Origin of the sequence: Paraburkholderia sp. SEWSISQ10-3 4, assembly GCF_030464785.1 — a bacterium.
In the GTDB taxonomy this organism is placed as follows: domain Bacteria; phylum Pseudomonadota; class Gammaproteobacteria; order Burkholderiales; family Burkholderiaceae; genus Paraburkholderia; species Paraburkholderia aspalathi.
Genome location: NZ_JALPRI010000034.1, coordinates 37,932 through 55,000, shown reverse-complemented (window position 1 = coordinate 55,000; position 17,069 = coordinate 37,932). Strand labels below are relative to the sequence as shown.

Here is a 17,069-nt window from a genome sequence, read left to right as displayed (position 1 = left end):
GCGCCATGCCGACCAAAAAAGTGGTGATCCTCGACCGCGACGGCGTGATCAACGTCGATTCCGACGCGTTCATCAAGTCGCCGGACGAATGGATTGCCCTGCCCGGTTCGCTCGAAGCGATCGCGCGCCTCAACCAGGCGGGTTATCGCGTGGCGGTCGCGACCAACCAGTCGGGTATCGGCCGCGGTCTCTTCGACATGAACGCGCTCAATGCGATGCATCTGAAAATGCATCGCATGGCGGCGGCAGTCGGCGGGCGCATCGACGCCGTGTTCTTCTGCCCGCACACGGCGCAAGATCACTGCGAATGCCGCAAACCGAAGCCCGGCATGCTCAAGATGATCGCCGAACGTTTCGAAGTCGATCCGCACCATACGCCGGTGGTCGGCGACGCGATGCGCGACCTGCAAGCGGGCGCCTCGCTCGGCCATCCGACGCATCTGGTGCTGACCGGCAAGGGCCGCAAGACGCTCGTAGCGGGCGGCCTGCCCGAGGGCACGCGCGTGCACGACGACCTGCGGGCGTTCGCACTCGACTTCCTTTCCGACGCTCACGAGTGACGCGCGCCATGCGCGTCCCCAACTCTCACTGACCACGCCGATGCGCTTCATCCGTTCTTTGCTGCTGCTGATCTACTTCGTGCTCTTCACGGTGCCCTACGCAACCGCGTGCTTCATCGCGTTCCCGTTCATGCGCGCCGACAATCGCTACTGGATGGCGGCCGGCTGGTGCCGCGCCACGCTTCACACGGTGCGTTGGCTGAACGGCATCCGCTACAAGATCGAGGGTTATGAGAACCTGCCTAACGGTCCGGCGGTGCTGCTGTCGAAGCATCAATCAGCCTGGGAAACGCTGGCGTTTCCGGCACTGATGCCGCGGCCGCTGTGCTACGTGTTCAAACGCGAGCTGCTGTATGTGCCGTTTTTCGGCTGGGCATTGGGCATGCTGAAGATGGTCCATATCGACCGCAAGGAAGGCAAGTACGCGTTCGAATCCGTCATCAAGCAAGGCAAGCAGCGCATGGCCGAAGGCGCCTGGGTCATCATGTTTCCGGAAGGCACGCGTACGCCGACCGGCAAGCAAGGCAAGTACAAAACTGGCGGCGCGCGTTTTGCGATTGCCACCGGCGCGCCGGTCGTGCCGATCGCGCACAACGCCGGACGTCTGTGGCCGCGCAACTCGTTTCTCAAATATGCGGGTATAGTCACAGTGTCGATCGGCAAGCCGATCGACACGACGGGGCTCACGCCCGATGAAGTGAACACGCGCGTCGAACAGTGGATCGAAGCTGAAATGCGCCGCATCGATCCTACTGCGTACCGCGCGGCGGAAAGCAGCTCCGCCGCCGCACCAATCTGACGCGCCCGCGCCCTCGAAGGCGCATTTGCGCGAAGCCGAATCCGATGCAGAAGTCTCCTACGTCGCAGCCCGCTGCGGCGCTCGATAACCGGCAGCTCGATCTCCCGCTCTTCGCCGAGCCGGGGTCGACGTCGTCGTCCCCAACACCCTCCGCACCATCAGCGGGTTCGCAGAGCGGGCAGCAGCCGGCCGTGCCGCTCGCACCGGACGGCACCAAGCTGCGCAGCCTCACCATCGGTTCGCGCACGCTGCACTATGCACTCAAGCGCTCGGCACGCCGCTCGATCGGCTTTGCGATCGACAGCACCGGCCTGATGATCACCGCACCACGTTGGGTCACGCTCGCCGATATCGAAACCGCGATCACCGAAAAGCAACGCTGGATTTTTACGAAGCTGATCGAATGGCAAACGCGTGTCGAACAGCGCGCGTTGCCCAAGGTCGACTGGAAAGACGGTGCGGAAGTGCCGTATCTCGGCCAGCCGGTGCGTGTGAAGCTCGGCTCGCCGCAGGGCACGCTCGCGTTCAACGCGGATGAAGCCGCACTGCAAGTGCCGCTGCCGTTGCAAGCGGACCCACAGCAGATCAAGGATCGTGTGCAGGGCTGGCTGCAAGGTGAAGCAAAGCGCCTGTTCGGCGAGCGCCTTGCAATCTATGCCGAGAAGCTCGGCGTCAACTATCGCGCATATGCGCTCTCTTCTGCGGCCACGCGTTGGGGCAGTTGTTCGAGCGATGGGAAAATCCGCCTGAACTGGCGGCTGATTCACTTCCCGCTGTCGATTATCGATTACGTCGTGGCGCACGAACTCGCGCATCTGCGTGAGATGAATCACAGTCCGCGCTTCTGGCAGACAGTCGAATCGATTTTTCCGGAATTCCGCGAAGCGCGGCAGACGTTGAAGTCGCATCCGCCGGAATTGCTGCCGACGCTTTGAGGCATTCGGGCCATCTTCGGCCATGCAGACTTAAAGCCGGCGCCTCAACGCGAAGCGCCAGCTTTCTGAAACCCAGCACTCACTCCGTGCAGAAAGTTTCCTGCAGGTGACGCCACGTCACCTTGCCGTGCGCGTCGAGATCCATCACCGCCGTCGAGCGCCGCACGTTCGCATTGCCCGCGTTGTCGCGCTGATACTCCCGATATTTCACCACCGCACCCGACGGATACTCGGACACAATCTCCATATCGCGAATCGTGATCTGCGAGCCGGGGCGCGCGCCGTTCAGCTTCGCAAAAATCTCGCGCAGGCCCGCGTGGTCCAGTGCGAGACCGGACGGCATCACCAGCGTGAATTGCGGAGCGAAGCGCGCCATGATGCGATCCAGCGCGCCGTGATCCGCGGAGCCGTCGAACAAAGTCTGGATTTCGACGTGGATGTCGTCGAGTTCTTTGAAGTAGGGATTGCCGTTATTCATTGCATGTCCTCGCCCCGCCGCTTACGTCACTTTTTCTTCTGGATGAACTCGATCTTGTAGCCGTCCGGATCTTCGACGAAAGCGATCACGGTGGTGCCGTGTTTCATCGGACCGGCTTCGCGGACAACCTTACCGCCCTGGGCCTTGATCTTGTCGCAGGCAGCATATGCGTCTGCAACTTCGACGGCGAGGTGCCCAAAACCGGAGCCGAGGTCGTACTTCGGCGTGTCCCAGTTGTGCGTGAGTTCGAGAACGGTGCCGTCGCGTTCGTCTTCATAGCCGACGAAAGCCAGCGTGAATTTGCCTTCCGGATAATCGTCGCGGCGCAGCAATTTCATCCCGAGCAGTTCGGTGTAGAAGGCAATCGAACGGTCCAGGTCGCCGACCCGGAGCATGGTGTGAAGCAGGCGCATCGTGTACTCCCAAGTGCGTGATGTCGAGAACGACAATGTACCCGGAATCACGCTGCGCTGCAGGGAGCGCCGCACCCGCTTTCGGTGCTGCGCCGATACGCCGATGCGAGGCGCTTCTATCGCGTAGTGAGTGCGGGCATACGCTGCGCGGGCCGGTCGAAGCAACTGAAGAATCTGCGCAACTGCTCGGCCGTGCCGCGCTCCAGCACCACTGTGCCGTTCTCGATGCCGGTGGGCAACTGCGACGCCATGTCGCGCAACATACCGTACAGGGTGCTGGTTTCCAGCGCGAGTTGAACATCGATCGCCGATGGTGTGCGCTCGTGAATCTGCAACACGCCACGCCGCAACTCGAGCGCATGCGTTTCATTGCGATCCGTCACGCGGAATGCGAGTGTCATCTGCACATCGGCGCAACGTTCCGGATCGACGTTCACGCTAAAGCGCTGGAACACATTGCGCAGCGGTTGGGCGCGCAACACGTCCGTCGAGGCGAGGCTCGAGCTGCCCGCGAACGGCAGTTCGTCGTAGGCGTGTTCGAGTTCGCGCGCCGCGCTCAGATACCAGTTGCGCCAGTTGGTGTTCACCGTGCGGTAGCCCAGCTCGCGCAACGCGCTCGCCTTGATGCTGCGAGCGTCAGTGTCGCTTGTATCGAGGCGCACCAGCAGCGTGACCAGTTCCGCGGCCCAGCGCCAGTCGCCGTCACCCAGGGCGATACGCGCAGCGGCGCGTACCGCCTCCACGCCGCCCATCATCTTCACCATGCGCTGCGAACGTTCAGCACGCGGCAGCGGATCGAGCGACGCCGGATCGCCATCGAACCAGCCGAGCTGACCGTTGTACACCTGCCGCACCGAATGCTTGACCGTGCCGTAGTACTCGCCAAGCCACGCATGCTCCGCGAGATGCGGTGGCAGCGCTGGAATCGCCTCAGCAAGTTCGTCCGGGCTCATGCCGAAGTTCATGTGGCGAATGGTCTGATCGTGGATGAACTGGATGGCGTCGCGATACACGCACAGCACCTCGGCGACATACTGCGCGCCCGATACCGGACGGCCATGCGCCGGCACCATATGCGCCGCGTTGAAGCCGCGCATCATATCGATGGTCTGATACCAACGCACCGGGTCGCGATAACGCGTGCCGCGCAGCGTATGCACGTTCGCCAGACACTCGCCCTGGATCACTTCCGCCGACAGCAGCACGCCAAGCTCGGGCAGCCACATGACGATTTCGTCGTCGGCTTCGGAAGGCGCGTAGCGGAACTCGAAACGCACGCCGGCTAGCACGATATCGAGCTTGTCGTCGAACACGCGGGTCGGCGCAAAGAAGCTCGCCGGCTCGGCGATCAGCACCGGCCCGATGCCCGCGTTGACCTTACCGGTCGCGCCGGCCGGCAGCAGCGTGCCGAAGCTGTAGGCCGAACGCGTGGCGAGAATCGGTGCGACGAGGTTTGCGTTGTTGATCACCGTGTCCATCAACGAGCGATGCGCGATGATCTCGACGCTACCCGCCTCGAGCGCGGCTTCATCGACGAAAGCGCGCACGCCGCCGGTGTGGTCCGTGTGGTTGTGCGTATAGACGACCGCCCTGACCGGCAGCTCGGCATGACGCGGATCGATCGCGCAGAAATCCTCATAGATGCGCTTCGCAGCGGACACCGCCTCCGTCGCATCGATGACCACGATGCCGTCGTCTCCCACGACGAAGATGATGTTCGCGATCGCGTAGCCGACCGCGCAATACACGCGTTCGGCGACACGATAGATACGCTGCGCCATGCGCCGCGAGTGTTCGGTCAGGCGCGGCGGCACGGTTGGTGCGGCGACGGCGAAGGCGAGATTCACGCCTGCGTCGAACGCGACATCGAGCGGCTCGCCGATATGCGGCGCATCGAAGGCGGGATTGCGGACCCGTTCGGGGCAACATGAGCTCATGCGGTGTCTCCTTGAATATTTGTCCGCGCAGAATGGCACTCGCGCGGTATCTGTATTTGTTCTTGATTAATGGAACCGGAATTCTGATTCCGATTTCTAGGCAAAAAAAATCAGCCGTCCGGCAAACCAAGGCAACGCCGCACCCGGATTTGCAGCCATGACCGCAGTTGCCGGCTGGAGAGCGACAACGGACCCGGGTCGTTCAGCACGCTGTTGACCAGCATGCCGAGGATCATTTGCAGGGTGGCGCGCACTTCGAATTCGAGCGACTGGATCGCGTCGCCGCCGGCCTTAATGCCTCGCGACTTTGCCAGCGCGCTAACGAGACGCGGCACGATCATCGCCAGCACCTCGTGATTGGTCGATTTCACGGCGTCCCAGTTGGCTTTACGCTGCGACGCCCGCAGTAACGACGCGTGATACAACCCGCGATTGCGCCGGAACGTCATCACGTAAAACGAAATGACGGCGTCGGCAAGCGTGCCCGCGTCGTTCGAACGCCAGGCCGGATCACGCTCGACGGTCTCGCGTACGTGCGCGAGCCCCTCCTGCATCGCCGCGTCCTGGACGACTTCGAAGAAACTGTCCTTATTGTCGAAGCGCCGATAGAACGCGCCGATCGACGTACCTGCACGCTCGACGATGTCGTTGATCGACAGATCGTCGAGATTGCCGCTCGCTTCGATCAACTCGCGTCCGGCTTGCAGCATGCGAACGAGCCCTTGCTGACTGCGCGTCTGACGTGGCGCGGCGATGGCGCTGGGCTGCGCTTCGCGGCCGCGCGGTGAAGTCGTCGTCATGCGGTGTTCAGCCTCGGTTCGCTGTTCTGAAAAATTGAAGATTCGCGGCAAACCGGAATCCTGATTCCGGATCGTCCGCGATTGGGATCGCTGTGTCAACCGCATCCAGGGTAATCACGAGGGCCGGTCATGCGATCAACCGACCAACAGTTCAGCGGTCCATTCACGTCGCCAATGACTCGGGATGCAGCAAGCCCCGCGCGGCGCGGTTGGCGTCCTCCATCACCTGTTCGGCGAGTCCCAACGCGGAATACGCGGCGGGCGAAGGCGTGCGCTCGGCCAGATACACCAGCGCGAATTCCAGCGCGAGACGCGGCGGATTGACGAGCGGAATGCGCGCCAGCCGCCGCGTTTCCAAATCGCGCCGCACCGCGGACGCCGTGGAAAACAGCACGGCATCGGTCTGCGCCACGACGTCCTTCAGTACCGCCACGTCGTTGCATTCGATCTGCAACGGAATCTGCTCGTGTGCACGGTACTTGAGCAGGCGATGCAGGGCGTCCTTCATGAACGCGGGCAAGGTCACCGAGACCAGCGGGAACTCACGCAACGCCGCAAGCTGCACCGTGCCGCGCGCGAACAATGGATGGTCCGGCCGCGCGAACCAGCCGCCCTCGTGACGCGGCAGACGCTGCAACGTGACATCTGGCGTGACGGGCGGCACACGGCGGTCGGTGACGAGAAAGTCGACCTGTTCGGCACGCAGCTTGGCAAACAGCGCATCGCCTTCGCCGAGTTCGATCGACACCTTGATCTTCGGAAAGCGCCGCGTGAACTCCACCAGCAGGTCCGGCAGCAACACGACGGCCGCGTAAGGCCCGAGGCCGATGCGCACCTCGCCGAGTTCATGCGCCTTCAGCAATTCGACGTCGCGGAACAGGCAGCGCGTTTCGAACAGCACGCGCCGGGCGCGCTCGACCAGCAACCGCCCGGCCGCCGTCATCGCGACGCCGCGCGCGGCGCGGTCGAACAGCTTCATGCCGACTTCCTCTTCGAGCGCCTGAATACTGCGGCTCAATGCGGGCTGGCTCAGATGAACCCGCTCTGCCGCGCGCGCAAAGCTGCCTTCCTCGGCGAGCGCGATCAGATGAGTAAGGCGGCGGGAATTGACCTCATGCATAGTTTGCAAGCTCCCGATAACGAGAATGCACTTGAACAATTCAGTTATACCACCTCAAATGGGCGAAAACCCAGCGCCCCGCGCCAGAAATGGAGACACGTTTTGCCCACTTTCCTCAGCAGCACGAAGCGCTGCACGGCGCTAGCCGCCGACACAGCGTCGGCTTATCCCACCCAGGCTCGCGAGACCGCGCAAGGACGCCGCTGGGTGATCGTCGCCTCGCTGTTCCTGTTCATGCTGATCAACTTCGCCGACAAGGCCGTGCTCGGTCTTGTCGCGATCCCGCTAATGCATGACATGCAGTTGACGCACAGTCAGTTCGGCCTCGTCGGCAGCGCGTTTTTCCTGTTGTTCTCGATCTCGGGTATCGCCGTCGGTCTGATCGCCGACCGCGTCAATATGAAATGGCTGCTCGCCGCGCTTGCGTTGATCTGGGCGGTCGCGCAATTGCCGCTCGCATGGCCGACGAGCTTTGCCGTGCTGCTGCTGTGTCGCGTTCTGCTGGGGGCGGGCGAAGGACCGGCCTCGCCGCTCGCACTGCATGTGGTCTACACCTGGTTCGACGACCACGAACGCAATCTGCCCACGGCCATCGTGCAACAAGGGGCGACTGCGGGCGTCATCATCGCCGGGCCGTTGCTTACCTATATCTCGCAGCGGTGGCACTGGCACGCGACATTTCTCACGCTCGGCGCCGTCGGCATCGTTTGGACCGTTTTGTGGCTGTGCCTGGGCAAGACGGGTAATCGTCAGCACAACCCGTCACCCGCGTTTGTCGCCGCAGCGGCCGGTCCACGTGCTGCGTCATTGCGCTTTCGGCGCATGCTGAGCGACCGCACGGTTATCGGCGTGATGCTGCAATGCTTTGTTGGCTATGCGGTGATCGCGATTGGCTTCACCTGGGTGCCTGCGTATTTCCGGCTCGGCCTCGGCTTTGGCGCGACCCAGGCGGGTTGGTTGTTCGCGCTGCAAGTCGCGGCGCAGATCCCGCTCGGCATCGCGCTCGCGATGGCTTCGCATCGCATGCTCAAGCGCGGCGTGCCGTCGAAGGTGGCGCGCGGCAAACTGATCAGTGCCGCATGCGTGGTGAGCGGTTTGGCGTACTGCTCGCTGCTGCTCGGTGCGCCGCCGTTCCTCAAGGTGGCATTGATGGGACTCGCCAGCGCGTTGGCGATCCAGACGTTCACCTTCGGCCCGATGCTGGTCGCCGAAGTCGCACCGGCTGCACGGCGCGGTGCCCTGCTCGCGATCACCAACTCGATCGTTACCACCGCCGGACTGATCGGCCCCGTCGCGATGGGCAAGCTGCTCGGCGCCGCAGGCGACGTGCGTGGCTATGAGATCGGATTTGCGGTAACCGGCACGTTGTTGCTGATCGTGGGTACAGCAGGTTTCGCGTTGATCGATCCGCAACGGTCGAAGCGACGTATGGAGGGCGCGGCGGGGTGAGACGCGCGGCAGCATGTTCGCCACCGCGAGTTACACCGTGAACGTGAACGGCGAACATCTCAGCACGTAGAGGGCAATCTGGGCGCGCACCGAAGTAGGCAAGTACTCAGAACTGATGCCGCATGCCCGCCATCAAACCGATCTGGCTACCCTTCTGCGCAAGCCCGACACCGTTGACGCCCTGCAACTGCGCGCCGATCAGGTCACCCCGGTACAGCGAGTAGTCGCCTTCCAGATAGATATCGGTGCGTAGAGACAAGTTGTAGTCGGCGACCAGTTGGTACTGCCATGCCGAACCGTTCTGCGCGGCAGTTTTGCCGTCCTGCAGCGTGCGCCAGACATTCGCGGCGAAGTGCCACTTGTTGCTGACCTGCTGTGTGATACCGCCCATGATCATGCGGCGCCGCGAAAAGTCCGTGTACTTGAGCGCGGCCAACGCGGGTGCGGTGAATGGCCCGTTGGCGAAATTCGAAAAGCCGGCGTCATTCTGATCGACGATATAGCCGACGGAGAACCGGGTCAGGTTCCACGTGTACGACCCGCCGAAGGTCCACGCTTTCGCGGCCGCGCCGTTGACCGAATCTTTCGACTCCTGATACGCGCCGCCGAAGGTGAATGGCCCACCCGGCGCGTAAGCCAGCGCCATGCCGATCTGGCTGCCGTACGAATTGCCCGCGTTGCCGCCAAATGCGTAGCCGGCGGCAACATGGAAACCGTTATATTTCGCCTGATACTGCACCTGGTTGCTGGTCCAGATGCCGCCTGTCATCGTCACTTCCGGCTGGAAGCTGAAATCGTATGGAATCCAGATATTGCTGCCGTAGCCGCCGATGGTAATGCCCTCGATCATCACGTTGTACTGACGGCCGAAGATCACCTGCCCAAGGGAATCCGAGCGCACGCCCACTTGCGCTTCATTGAAGAACGGCAAGGTGGGATCGCTTTGGCCGGTATTCATGTAGAAGCGGTTTTCGAGCTTGAAGAACGTCGACCAGCCGCCGCCCAGATCCTCGACGCCCCTTATCCCCCAGCGGCTTTCCGTCATGCCGCCGTTACCGAGTCCGATCGACGAATCGCCGGCCTGGTTTGCGTGGGTCAGATAGTGCACACTTTCGTCGATCACGCCGTAGAGCGTCACGCTCGATTGAGCGTGCGCCATTTGACACGCCAGCGCTGCCGGCACCACCGCCATCGCCCACTTGCTTACGCGCTTCATTTCGTCTCCTCATACAGATTCCCGCTTTTCACGGATATTTCGACACCGCCACGCCTGCTGCAAAGTACCGGCACGCTGTTCATCTGAGGCCGCGCAAATCGACAGGTAGGATGCGAAGTCCGCGTTGGAACCTCGCACAACAGCCAATTCAGACTGTTTGAATAAGCTGACGAAATGCGTGTGGGTGAACCTTAGCGCGAAATAGGGGCTGTAAGAAAATAGACTGAAGTAAGTGTTGTTATGTCATCGAAGTGCTTGCAGCCTGAAAGAAGCACGCGTAGGCGATGGGGTCATCGCATTACGGGGCAGATAGCTTTGATATCGTATGACTTATGACAGTGACCCTGCACAACCCATGAGCACCACCGCCCTATCCACGCGCCGCACCCTGGATAGCTTCGCCATCCTGCTGATGATCGGTTTGTGCGCGATCTGGGGACTCCAGCAAGTCGCGATCAAGAGCACCAACGCCGCACTACCACCGGTATTCCAGGCCGGCCTGCGCTCGGCAATCGCAGCCGTGCTGGTATGGGGCTGGGCCCGCTCGCGCGGTACGCCGCTCTTTCGCGACGACGGCACATTGGGCGCCGGCTTGCTCGCGGGCGTGCTGTTCGCTGGGGAATTCGTGTGCATTTTTCTCGGCCTGACGCTGACCAGCGCTTCGCGTATGGCGGTCTTTCTGTACACCGCACCGTGCTTCACGACACTCGGGCTGCACTGGTTCGTCGCTGGCGAGCGCATGCGGCGCACTCAGTGGCTCGGCATCCTGGTGGCGTTTGCCGGCATCGCGCTGGCGTTCGCCGACGGTTTCCTGCATGGCCACGGGGCGCAGGGTTCGACGCTGAAGGGCGTTGCCGGCGACGCGCTCGGCGTGCTGGGCGGCATCACATGGGCCGCGACCACGGTGGTGGTGCGCGCCACACGTCTCGCTTGCACGAGCGCCAGCAAGACGCTGTTCTATCAATTGACGGTGTCGGCGGTGGTGCTGCTCGCGCTCGCACTAGGGCTCGGGCAGGCACGCGTGGAAACCGTCACGCCACTGGCAGTGATGAGCCTCGCGTACCAGGCGGTGATCGTGGCGTTCGTCAGCTATCTGCTGTGGTTCTGGCTGTTGACGCGTTACATCGCGTCGCGCCTTTCGGTGTTTTCGTTCTTGACGCCGTTGTTCGGCGTGACCTTTGGCGTGCTGTTGCTCGGCGAGTCGTTCAGCCTGCGCTTTCTGATGGCCGCGGCGCTGGTGCTGACCGGCATCGCGCTGGTCAATCTGCCGGCGAAGCGGGTTGCCGCCTAAGGCGTGGGGCGTTTCACGCGCGCTGCAGGACGCAGCGCGCTTCCTTCAAGACCGTGCAACGCCACTCAGGCGTCGTCAGTCCCAGTTTCCGCGGCCGCGGCGCCACGCGACGGCGAAGCCGCCACGATCTGCGCCACACGCACATATTCGGCCACCGGCACATCTTCAGCACGGCGTTGCAGATCGAAGCCGAGCGCCTCGAAATCCACCGAATCTCGAAACGCGGCCAGGGTATTACGCAGCATCTTGCGGCGCTGCGAGAAAGCCGCCGTCACGACTTCGCCGAGCACGCGCTCATCCACGGCCGGCAGTTCATGCACTTCGTACGGAATCATCCGCACGATCGCCGAATCGACTTTCGGCGGCGGGTTGAATGCGTCAGGCGGCACGTCGAGTTGCTTGTCGATCACGTAGCGGTACTGCAGCATCACCGAAAGGCGGCTGAACGCCTTCGTACCCGGTTCCGCCACCATCCGCTCGACAACTTCGTTCTGCAGCATGAAGTGCTGGTCGATCACGCGATCCGCGAATGCGGTCAGATGAAACAGCAGCGGGCTCGAGATGTTGTACGGCAGATTGCCGACAATACGCAGCGACGCCTTCTCACCCGGTGCGGCCAGCGTGCCGAAGTCGAACGCGAGTGCATCGCCCGCGTGCAGCTCGAGCAGGTCGCCGAATTTTGTCTTAAGGCGGCCAATCAGATCGCGATCCAGCTCGACGGCGTGCAACGGCGCTTCGGGCGTCGCCAGACGCTCGATCAGCGGTTCGGTGAGTGCGCCAAGCCCCGGCCCGATCTCGACCATGCGCTCGCCGCGCTGCGGCCGGATCACGTCGACGATCGAATCGATCACGCCCATATCGACCAGAAAATTCTGTCCGAAACGCTTGCGCGCGATATGGCCTTGGTGCCGGCCCGGTTGCTGTCTGCTGGTGGACATCGAAGAAACGCTAAAAAGAGAACTGCTTAAGAATAGGAACAAACCAGGAATACGCACAACGACTGCGCAACGAACGCGCAAACGTCAGGCACCCGGAAAGGAAAACCCAGAAAAGCGCGAACCAAACTGCGCCGCAATCGCTGGATCAGCCCGCGCGGCGGTGTTGGGCCATCGAAACCGCCGTATCGATCGCGGCGATCAGACTGCCCGAGTCGGCACGGCCGGTGCCGGCCAGATCGAGCGCGGTGCCGTGATCGACCGAAGTGCGGATGATCGGCAAGCCGAGCGTGATGTTGATGCCTTCGCCGAACGTTGCGTACTTCAACACTGGCAGGCCCTGGTCGTGGAACATCGCCAGCACGCAATCGGCCTGCTCCAGATAACGCGGCTGGAACAGGGTGTCTGCCGGATAGGGGCCAGGCGCGTCGATGCCTTGATCGTTCGCGAGCTTCAGCGCGGGAGAAATCACCTCGATTTCCTCGCGGCCCAGATAACCGTTTTCGCCCGCATGCGGGTTCAACCCCGTCACGAGGATACGCGGCGCAGGCAGGCCAAAGTGGTGACGCAGATCGTGATCGATGATGCGCAGCGTCTCGACGATGCCTTCGATCGTCAGCGCGGCAGAGACGTCTTTGAGCGGCAGATGCGTGGTAGCGAGGGCAACGCGCAACGGGCGCTTGCCGGTGCCGGCCAGCATCATCACCACGCGCGGCGTATGCGTACGCTCGGCGAGGTATTCCGTGTGCCCGGTGAACGGGACACCGGCATCGTTGATGGTGCTTTTTTGCAGCGGCGCCGTAACGATGGCGTCGAAGGCGCCGGCCACGGCACCGTCGATCGCGCTGTCGAGCAGATCGAGCACGTAGCGGCCGTTGGCGGCGTTCAGCTTGCCGGCCAGCGAGGGTGCGCCAAGCGGCCGATGCTGCACCCGCACGCGCTTGCCGTCCGCCACCAGCGCAGCCCAGTCGACGCCTACCGCACACGCACGCTCCGCCAGCAAATCCGCATCGCCCAGCACGGTGAACTCGGCGCCGGGCCAATGCGCCGCCGCGCCCGCCAGCGCCTGCACGGTCAGCTCTGGACCGACGCCGGCAGGCTCGCCGGTCGTGATCGCGATCTGCAACGGCAGGCTGGTGGACTGCGCGGCGCTTGTCATGACGTTTATTGCGCGCTCGTCAACTGCGGCTTCACTTCCACATAGGCGGTATCGCGCAGTTCGCGCAACCAGTCGGCGTAGGCCTGTTCCGCCTTGCGCTGGCCGATTGCCTGACGCGCCAGATCCATCTGCTGCGAAACCGAGCCTTCCGATTCGCGACGGCCTATCACCTGAATCAGGTGATAGCCGTATTCGCTGCGCACCGGGTCGCTGATCTGACCGTCCTGTAGGTTGTTCATCGCGCGCTCGAATTCCGGCACCGTCTCGCCCGGGCTGATCCAGCCGAGGTCGCCGCCTTGCGACGACGAACCGTCTTGCGAGTAGGTGTGGGCGAACTTGGCGAAGTCGCCGCCTGCGGCGATCTGGTTCTTGATTTCGAGCAGCTTCTGACGCGCTTGCGGCTCGGACATGCCGTCGCCGACGCGCAGCAGAATGTGGCGAACGTGCGTCTGTACGAGCTTCGGCGCATCGGAGCTGGTGCCCTGGCCCGCGCGACGATCGACGAGGCGCACGATTTCGAAGCCGTCGTTGGTACGGATCAAATCCGGGCTGACTTCGCCCGGGCGCAGCGACGAGGCGGCCTTGACGAACTCAGGCGGCAGCTTGGACGGCGTCACGAAACCCGTATCGCCGCCTTTCGAGGCATCCGGTGCTTGCGAATTCGACTTCGCCAGCTTTTCGAAGTTGGCGCCGCCTTTGGCTTCGGTCAGCAGAGCCTGAGCCTTTTGCTGCGCGGCTTCGATGTCGGTTTCCGAGGCGTTCAGCGGCGCCTTCAGGAAGATGTGCTGAATGTGCAGATCGCTCGTCAGACCGGAGTTCGGTCCGCGCTGGCTGGCGATGTAGTTCGCGACCTCGGCGTCCGACACCGTGACCTTGCTGTCCACTTCCTTCTCACGCAGACGCGAGAGCGTGAGCTCGGTGCGCGCGTCGTTCGTGAAGGTGGTCCAGGGCACGCCTTGCGCCTCGATACGCGCACGGTACATCTCGAGTGTCAGGTTGTTCGCCTGCGCGAGCCGCTCGAGCGTTTTTTGCACAGCGGCGTCGTCGATATTGATGCCGTCTTCTTTCGCCTTCTGCAGCTGGATGCGTTCCAGCACCATCTGGTTGAGCACCTGCTGGCGCAACTGGTCCATCGGCGGGACCGGCGCGTTCTGCTGGTTCAGCCGGCGGGTGATCAGGCCGATGCGCTCGTCGAGCTCGCGCCGCGTGATGACACCGTTGTTGACCACTGCGGCAATGGTGTCGACCGTCTGGCCGCTATTGCCGGACAGCGCCTGCGCCTGAACCGGCGCAACCGACAGGAAAGACGCCGCGGCGACCAGACCGGCCGCAAGCGTTGCCAAGCGAAGCTTTTTCATGATTGCCACAGATACTCCAATGATGTCGGGCGCGCCTGGCCCGTCTTTTCGCATGCTATAAATGATCGGGCGAGCGTCATTCGTAATTGGTGAAACGCGCTTCCGGCGGCGGCGGCGGGGGCAATGGCGTATAGCCCGCCACGCTGCTGCGGAACGCGGAAATCAGCCCGTTGTCGACGCTCGACAAGCCCTTGAACGTCAACTGCGCGAGAAACCGCGTGCTCGACTGATTCTGCCCCGACGTGTTCAGACCGTTCGCATAGCGCTGGATCCCCGCGCCGAGCGTCCAGCAGTCGGCGTCGTATTGCAGGCCGACCAGACCGTCGACGATTCGATGCCCGCCCAGGTCGTAATTGAAACGGCCTACCCCGTACACACGGTGCGTCAGCGGCCACTGGCCCGAAATCAGCACCTGGTTGATCGGCTGGTTATCCAGCGTGGTGTTCGCGCGGGTGTAGCGATACGCGACATTGATCACCTTGCCGCTGGCCGGACTGAACCCGAAGCCGATGCTCGTCTTCGTCAACTGGTTGTTGTCGGCATTATATTGGAACGCAGTTTCCGACGCGAAACCGGCGCCGAGCTTGAGCGACGCACCCGCGATCAGGTCCGAGTGCGTGGCCTGCGTGCTGGTCTGCGTAGGCAGCAGCGTGACGCGCTGATCCTGGAAGTAATACTGCTGCGCGATCACAAAACGCGCGCGTTCGTCGCCCGTGGCCGGGTTGATGAAGCGTGTGGTAATCGCCGCGGTCAGACGGTTCGCGTCGGCGATCCGGTCGTTACCGACGAAGGTGTTCGGCGTGAAGATTTCCGCCAGCCCGAAGTCGGAGTCGGCCGTATCGAACAGCGGCGCGTTTTCCTGGTTGCGGTACGGCGTATAGACGTAGTAGAGCCGCGGCTCCAGCGTCTGGATGTAATCCTCGCCGAAGATCCGCACCGAACGGTCGAAAATCAGCCCGGTGTCAAAGGAGAGCGTCGGGATCGACTCGGTGAAATTCTTCGGTGTGCCGGCCGTAGCGATGTTGTTCAGGTTGTACGACGCAAAGTGCCACTGCACCTTCGGCGTAACGAAGTAACCCGGTCCGACCACCGAATACGACAGGTACGGGTTGAACATCACCCGCTGACCCTGGGTCGTGTCCGCGGTGGTGATGCGGAAGTTCGTGTAGTCGGCTTCCGCGCCGTAGTCGAAACCGCCGACGTTGTACTTCGCGTACTTCACGTTCAACTGCGGCTCGCGGCCGTACGGCGCCACCGAAGGCGTCAGCGTCTGCCAGTGCTGTTCACGGGCCAGCACGGACCATGGGCCGTTGTTATAGGTCACCCCGGCTTCCTGTTGATACAGGAGCTGGGTGCCGTTCATGAACTGACTGACCGACGACGACAGGTCTTCCGGATACGTGTTGTCCGAAACCTTGTTGTAGTAGATGTAACCGCCGAACCCGTTGCCGAAGTTCTGGTTGTGCTGGATGTACAGCGCGTAGCGGTTGGTCTTCGTCAGGCGGTCGTCCGGCAGGTATTCACCGGTGATCGAGCCCGAGTACGTGGGCGACAGATAACGGAAGGTCGACTGCAACTGCACGCCGCGCTTCGAGATCAGCCGCGGCGTCACGGTCAGGTCGCGATTCGGTGCGATATTGAAGTAGTACGGCACCGACAGTTCGAAGCCGTTCGACGAACTCAGCGAGAACGTGGGCGGCAGAACCCCGCTGCGCCGATCGCCCGATAGCGGGAACGACAACCACGGCGAAGCGAATACCGGCACGCCCTGGAAGAACAGCACGCTGTTGTACGCAACGCCTTCGTCCGCGCCGGTGTCGAAATCGAACTCGCTGCCCTTGAGATACCAGCCCGGCTTGTCCGTGCATGAGCAAGCCGTGTATGTGCCCTTCGTGAACACCGAACGTTCGCTGTCGAGCAGGTCGACGCGCTCCGCGCTGCCCGAGCCGCCCGTCACGTTGAAGTGGTACTTCGGCGCGGACATGAAGCCTTCACTCGAGTCCACCCGCATATGCGCTTCCGGGCCGGTGAACGCGGCGCCGTTGTTGTTCAGGAAAACCTGGCCGTATGCGTCGGCCATGTCCGTGTCCTGATCGTAGTGCAGCGCGTCGGCCTTGATCACGAAGGTATTGCGCCGCACCTCGGCCGAGCCTTTCGCGGCCATGTCCTGGTCGGTGGTGCCGCTCGTCGTGTCGCCGAGCACAAAGGTGGCCGCCTTCTGGCCGGTCTGCAATGGATGTTCTTCGAGCTGCGGGGCGAGCTGCATGCCCCATGGCGCGTCGATAGGTTGCGGCTGCGCGGCTTCCCCCACCAGCTGGGCGTGCGCAAGCGCGGGCATCAGGCCCGGAACGGCGATCAACGCCGCGACGAGCCGCCTTTTGCGCGGGACTACAGCACAAGAGGGAGTCGTTTGGGAAAGCTGTCTAGGCGGCATGTATCGTTTGGCGAATCGGCCCGTCCGTCAGCTTTTGTAGTCACGATCCACCGCCTGCACATCCCGACCGTGACAGTCGGCTGCACATCAATATTTACAATCTGTCGAACGATGAGGCGGGCGGTAGAGCGGACACGCGAAAGCTGGCGTGAGTCGCGTCAAAAAAGTCGTGGGGTATTATATGG

15 protein-coding genes are annotated in these 17,069 nt (G+C 62.7%); 5 read left to right on the top strand and 10 right to left on the bottom strand.

Features of this window, described 5'->3' with window-relative positions; all coding sequences use genetic code 11:
- The first annotated feature begins 5 nt into the window (after window positions 1-5).
- The 3 genes from gmhB to M0D68_RS34980 are packed head-to-tail and all read left to right on the top strand — an operon-like array spanning window position 6 to window position 2,294.
- On the top strand, window positions 6-560 hold the full coding sequence (gmhB, locus tag M0D68_RS34990) for a D-glycero-beta-D-manno-heptose 1,7-bisphosphate 7-phosphatase (protein WP_266226746.1): 555 nt from the start codon (window positions 6-8) through the stop codon (window positions 558-560).
- 40 nt (window positions 561-600) lie between these two features.
- Window positions 601-1,359, top strand: coding sequence for a 1-acyl-sn-glycerol-3-phosphate acyltransferase (locus M0D68_RS34985; protein WP_093646546.1), 759 nt, complete (start codon window positions 601-603; stop codon window positions 1,357-1,359).
- Window positions 1,360-1,403: 44 nt separating this feature from the next.
- Window positions 1,404-2,294: a M48 family metallopeptidase gene (locus M0D68_RS34980; RefSeq protein ID WP_266226744.1), complete on the top strand. Its 891-nt coding sequence runs from the start codon at window positions 1,404-1,406 to the stop codon at window positions 2,292-2,294.
- 79 nt (window positions 2,295-2,373) lie between these two features.
- On the opposite strand, the gene M0D68_RS34975 is transcribed toward M0D68_RS34980, so the two are convergent.
- The 5 genes from M0D68_RS34975 to M0D68_RS34955 form a co-directional block, all read right to left on the bottom strand.
- The gene (locus M0D68_RS34975) at window positions 2,374-2,772 is read right to left on the bottom strand and encodes a hypothetical protein (RefSeq protein WP_093646541.1); all 399 of its coding nucleotides are present in this window, start codon (window positions 2,770-2,772) and stop codon (window positions 2,374-2,376) included.
- Window positions 2,773-2,798: 26 nt separating this feature from the next.
- Entirely contained in the window at window positions 2,799-3,185 is a 387-nt protein-coding gene (gloA, locus tag M0D68_RS34970) for a lactoylglutathione lyase (RefSeq protein ID WP_093646538.1), read from the bottom strand.
- Between the two features lie 116 nt (window positions 3,186-3,301).
- Window positions 3,302-5,122 (bottom strand): alkyl sulfatase dimerization domain-containing protein, encoded by a 1,821-nt coding sequence (locus tag M0D68_RS34965; RefSeq protein ID WP_266226742.1) that lies wholly within the window; start codon window positions 5,120-5,122, stop codon window positions 3,302-3,304.
- A 110-nt stretch (window positions 5,123-5,232) separates the two neighbouring features.
- A complete protein-coding gene (locus M0D68_RS34960) occupies window positions 5,233-5,922 on the bottom strand; it encodes a TetR/AcrR family transcriptional regulator (protein WP_093646533.1) in 690 nt (229 codons plus the stop codon).
- A gap of 163 nt (window positions 5,923-6,085) precedes the next feature.
- The gene (locus tag M0D68_RS34955) at window positions 6,086-7,042 is read right to left on the bottom strand and encodes a LysR family transcriptional regulator (protein ID WP_266226741.1); all 957 of its coding nucleotides are present in this window, start codon (window positions 7,040-7,042) and stop codon (window positions 6,086-6,088) included.
- Window positions 7,043-7,144: 102 nt separating this feature from the next.
- On the opposite strand from M0D68_RS34955, the gene M0D68_RS34950 reads away from it, so the two are divergent.
- Entirely contained in the window at window positions 7,145-8,491 is a 1,347-nt protein-coding gene (locus M0D68_RS34950; protein WP_167378533.1) for an MFS transporter, read from the top strand.
- 106 nt (window positions 8,492-8,597) lie between these two features.
- On the opposite strand, the gene M0D68_RS34945 is transcribed toward M0D68_RS34950, so the two are convergent.
- Window positions 8,598-9,707 carry a porin gene (locus M0D68_RS34945; RefSeq protein WP_093646529.1) on the bottom strand — a complete coding sequence of 370 codons (1,110 nt, stop codon included), beginning with the start codon at window positions 9,705-9,707 and terminating at the stop codon, window positions 8,598-8,600.
- Between the two features lie 355 nt (window positions 9,708-10,062).
- Between M0D68_RS34945 and M0D68_RS34940 the strand changes: the two genes are divergently transcribed.
- A complete protein-coding gene (locus M0D68_RS34940) occupies window positions 10,063-10,998 on the top strand; it encodes a DMT family transporter (protein WP_093646527.1) in 936 nt (311 codons plus the stop codon).
- A gap of 65 nt (window positions 10,999-11,063) precedes the next feature.
- Here M0D68_RS34940 and rsmA read toward each other — a convergent pair whose 3' ends face one another.
- The 4 genes from rsmA to M0D68_RS34920 all read right to left on the bottom strand — a co-directional run bounded on the left by rsmA (window position 11,064) and on the right by M0D68_RS34920 (window position 16,884).
- On the bottom strand, window positions 11,064-11,936 hold the full coding sequence (gene rsmA / locus M0D68_RS34935) for a 16S rRNA (adenine(1518)-N(6)/adenine(1519)-N(6))-dimethyltransferase RsmA (RefSeq protein WP_093646524.1): 873 nt from the start codon (window positions 11,934-11,936) through the stop codon (window positions 11,064-11,066).
- 145 nt (window positions 11,937-12,081) lie between these two features.
- Window positions 12,082-13,092, bottom strand: coding sequence for a 4-hydroxythreonine-4-phosphate dehydrogenase PdxA (gene pdxA / locus M0D68_RS34930; RefSeq protein WP_266226740.1), 1,011 nt, complete (start codon window positions 13,090-13,092; stop codon window positions 12,082-12,084).
- Window positions 13,093-13,097: 5 nt separating this feature from the next.
- On the bottom strand, window positions 13,098-14,459 hold the full coding sequence (locus M0D68_RS34925) for a peptidylprolyl isomerase (RefSeq protein ID WP_093646520.1): 1,362 nt from the start codon (window positions 14,457-14,459) through the stop codon (window positions 13,098-13,100).
- A gap of 67 nt (window positions 14,460-14,526) precedes the next feature.
- Window positions 14,527-16,884, bottom strand: coding sequence for an LPS-assembly protein LptD (locus tag M0D68_RS34920; protein ID WP_200652772.1), 2,358 nt, complete (start codon window positions 16,882-16,884; stop codon window positions 14,527-14,529).
- Window positions 16,885-17,069 lie beyond the last annotated feature (185 nt).

What these genes read in the sequence shown, in the direction of transcription:
- gmhB (WP_266226746.1), top strand. Translation starts at nt 6, where the DNA reads ATGCCGACCAAAAAAGTGGTGATCCTCGACCGCGACGGCGTGATCAAC.
- M0D68_RS34985 (WP_093646546.1), top strand. Translation starts at nt 601, where the DNA reads ATGCGCTTCATCCGTTCTTTGCTGCTGCTGATCTACTTCGTGCTCTTC.
- rsmA (WP_093646524.1), bottom strand. Translation starts at nt 11,936, where the DNA reads ATGTCCACCAGCAGACAGCAACCGGGCCGGCACCAAGGCCATATCGCG.
- M0D68_RS34975 (WP_093646541.1), bottom strand. Translation starts at nt 2,772, where the DNA reads ATGAATAACGGCAATCCCTACTTCAAAGAACTCGACGACATCCACGTC.
- pdxA (WP_266226740.1), bottom strand. Translation starts at nt 13,092, where the DNA reads ATGACAAGCGCCGCGCAGTCCACCAGCCTGCCGTTGCAGATCGCGATC.
- gloA (WP_093646538.1), bottom strand. Translation starts at nt 3,185, where the DNA reads ATGCGCCTGCTTCACACCATGCTCCGGGTCGGCGACCTGGACCGTTCG.
- M0D68_RS34940 (WP_093646527.1), top strand. Translation starts at nt 10,063, where the DNA reads ATGAGCACCACCGCCCTATCCACGCGCCGCACCCTGGATAGCTTCGCC.
- M0D68_RS34945 (WP_093646529.1), bottom strand. Translation starts at nt 9,707, where the DNA reads ATGAAGCGCGTAAGCAAGTGGGCGATGGCGGTGGTGCCGGCAGCGCTG.
- M0D68_RS34960 (WP_093646533.1), bottom strand. Translation starts at nt 5,922, where the DNA reads ATGACGACGACTTCACCGCGCGGCCGCGAAGCGCAGCCCAGCGCCATC.
- M0D68_RS34955 (WP_266226741.1), bottom strand. Translation starts at nt 7,042, where the DNA reads ATGCATGAGGTCAATTCCCGCCGCCTTACTCATCTGATCGCGCTCGCC.
- M0D68_RS34920 (WP_200652772.1), bottom strand. Translation starts at nt 16,884, where the DNA reads ATGCCGCCTAGACAGCTTTCCCAAACGACTCCCTCTTGTGCTGTAGTC.
- M0D68_RS34980 (WP_266226744.1), top strand. Translation starts at nt 1,404, where the DNA reads ATGCAGAAGTCTCCTACGTCGCAGCCCGCTGCGGCGCTCGATAACCGG.
- M0D68_RS34965 (WP_266226742.1), bottom strand. Translation starts at nt 5,122, where the DNA reads ATGAGCTCATGTTGCCCCGAACGGGTCCGCAATCCCGCCTTCGATGCG.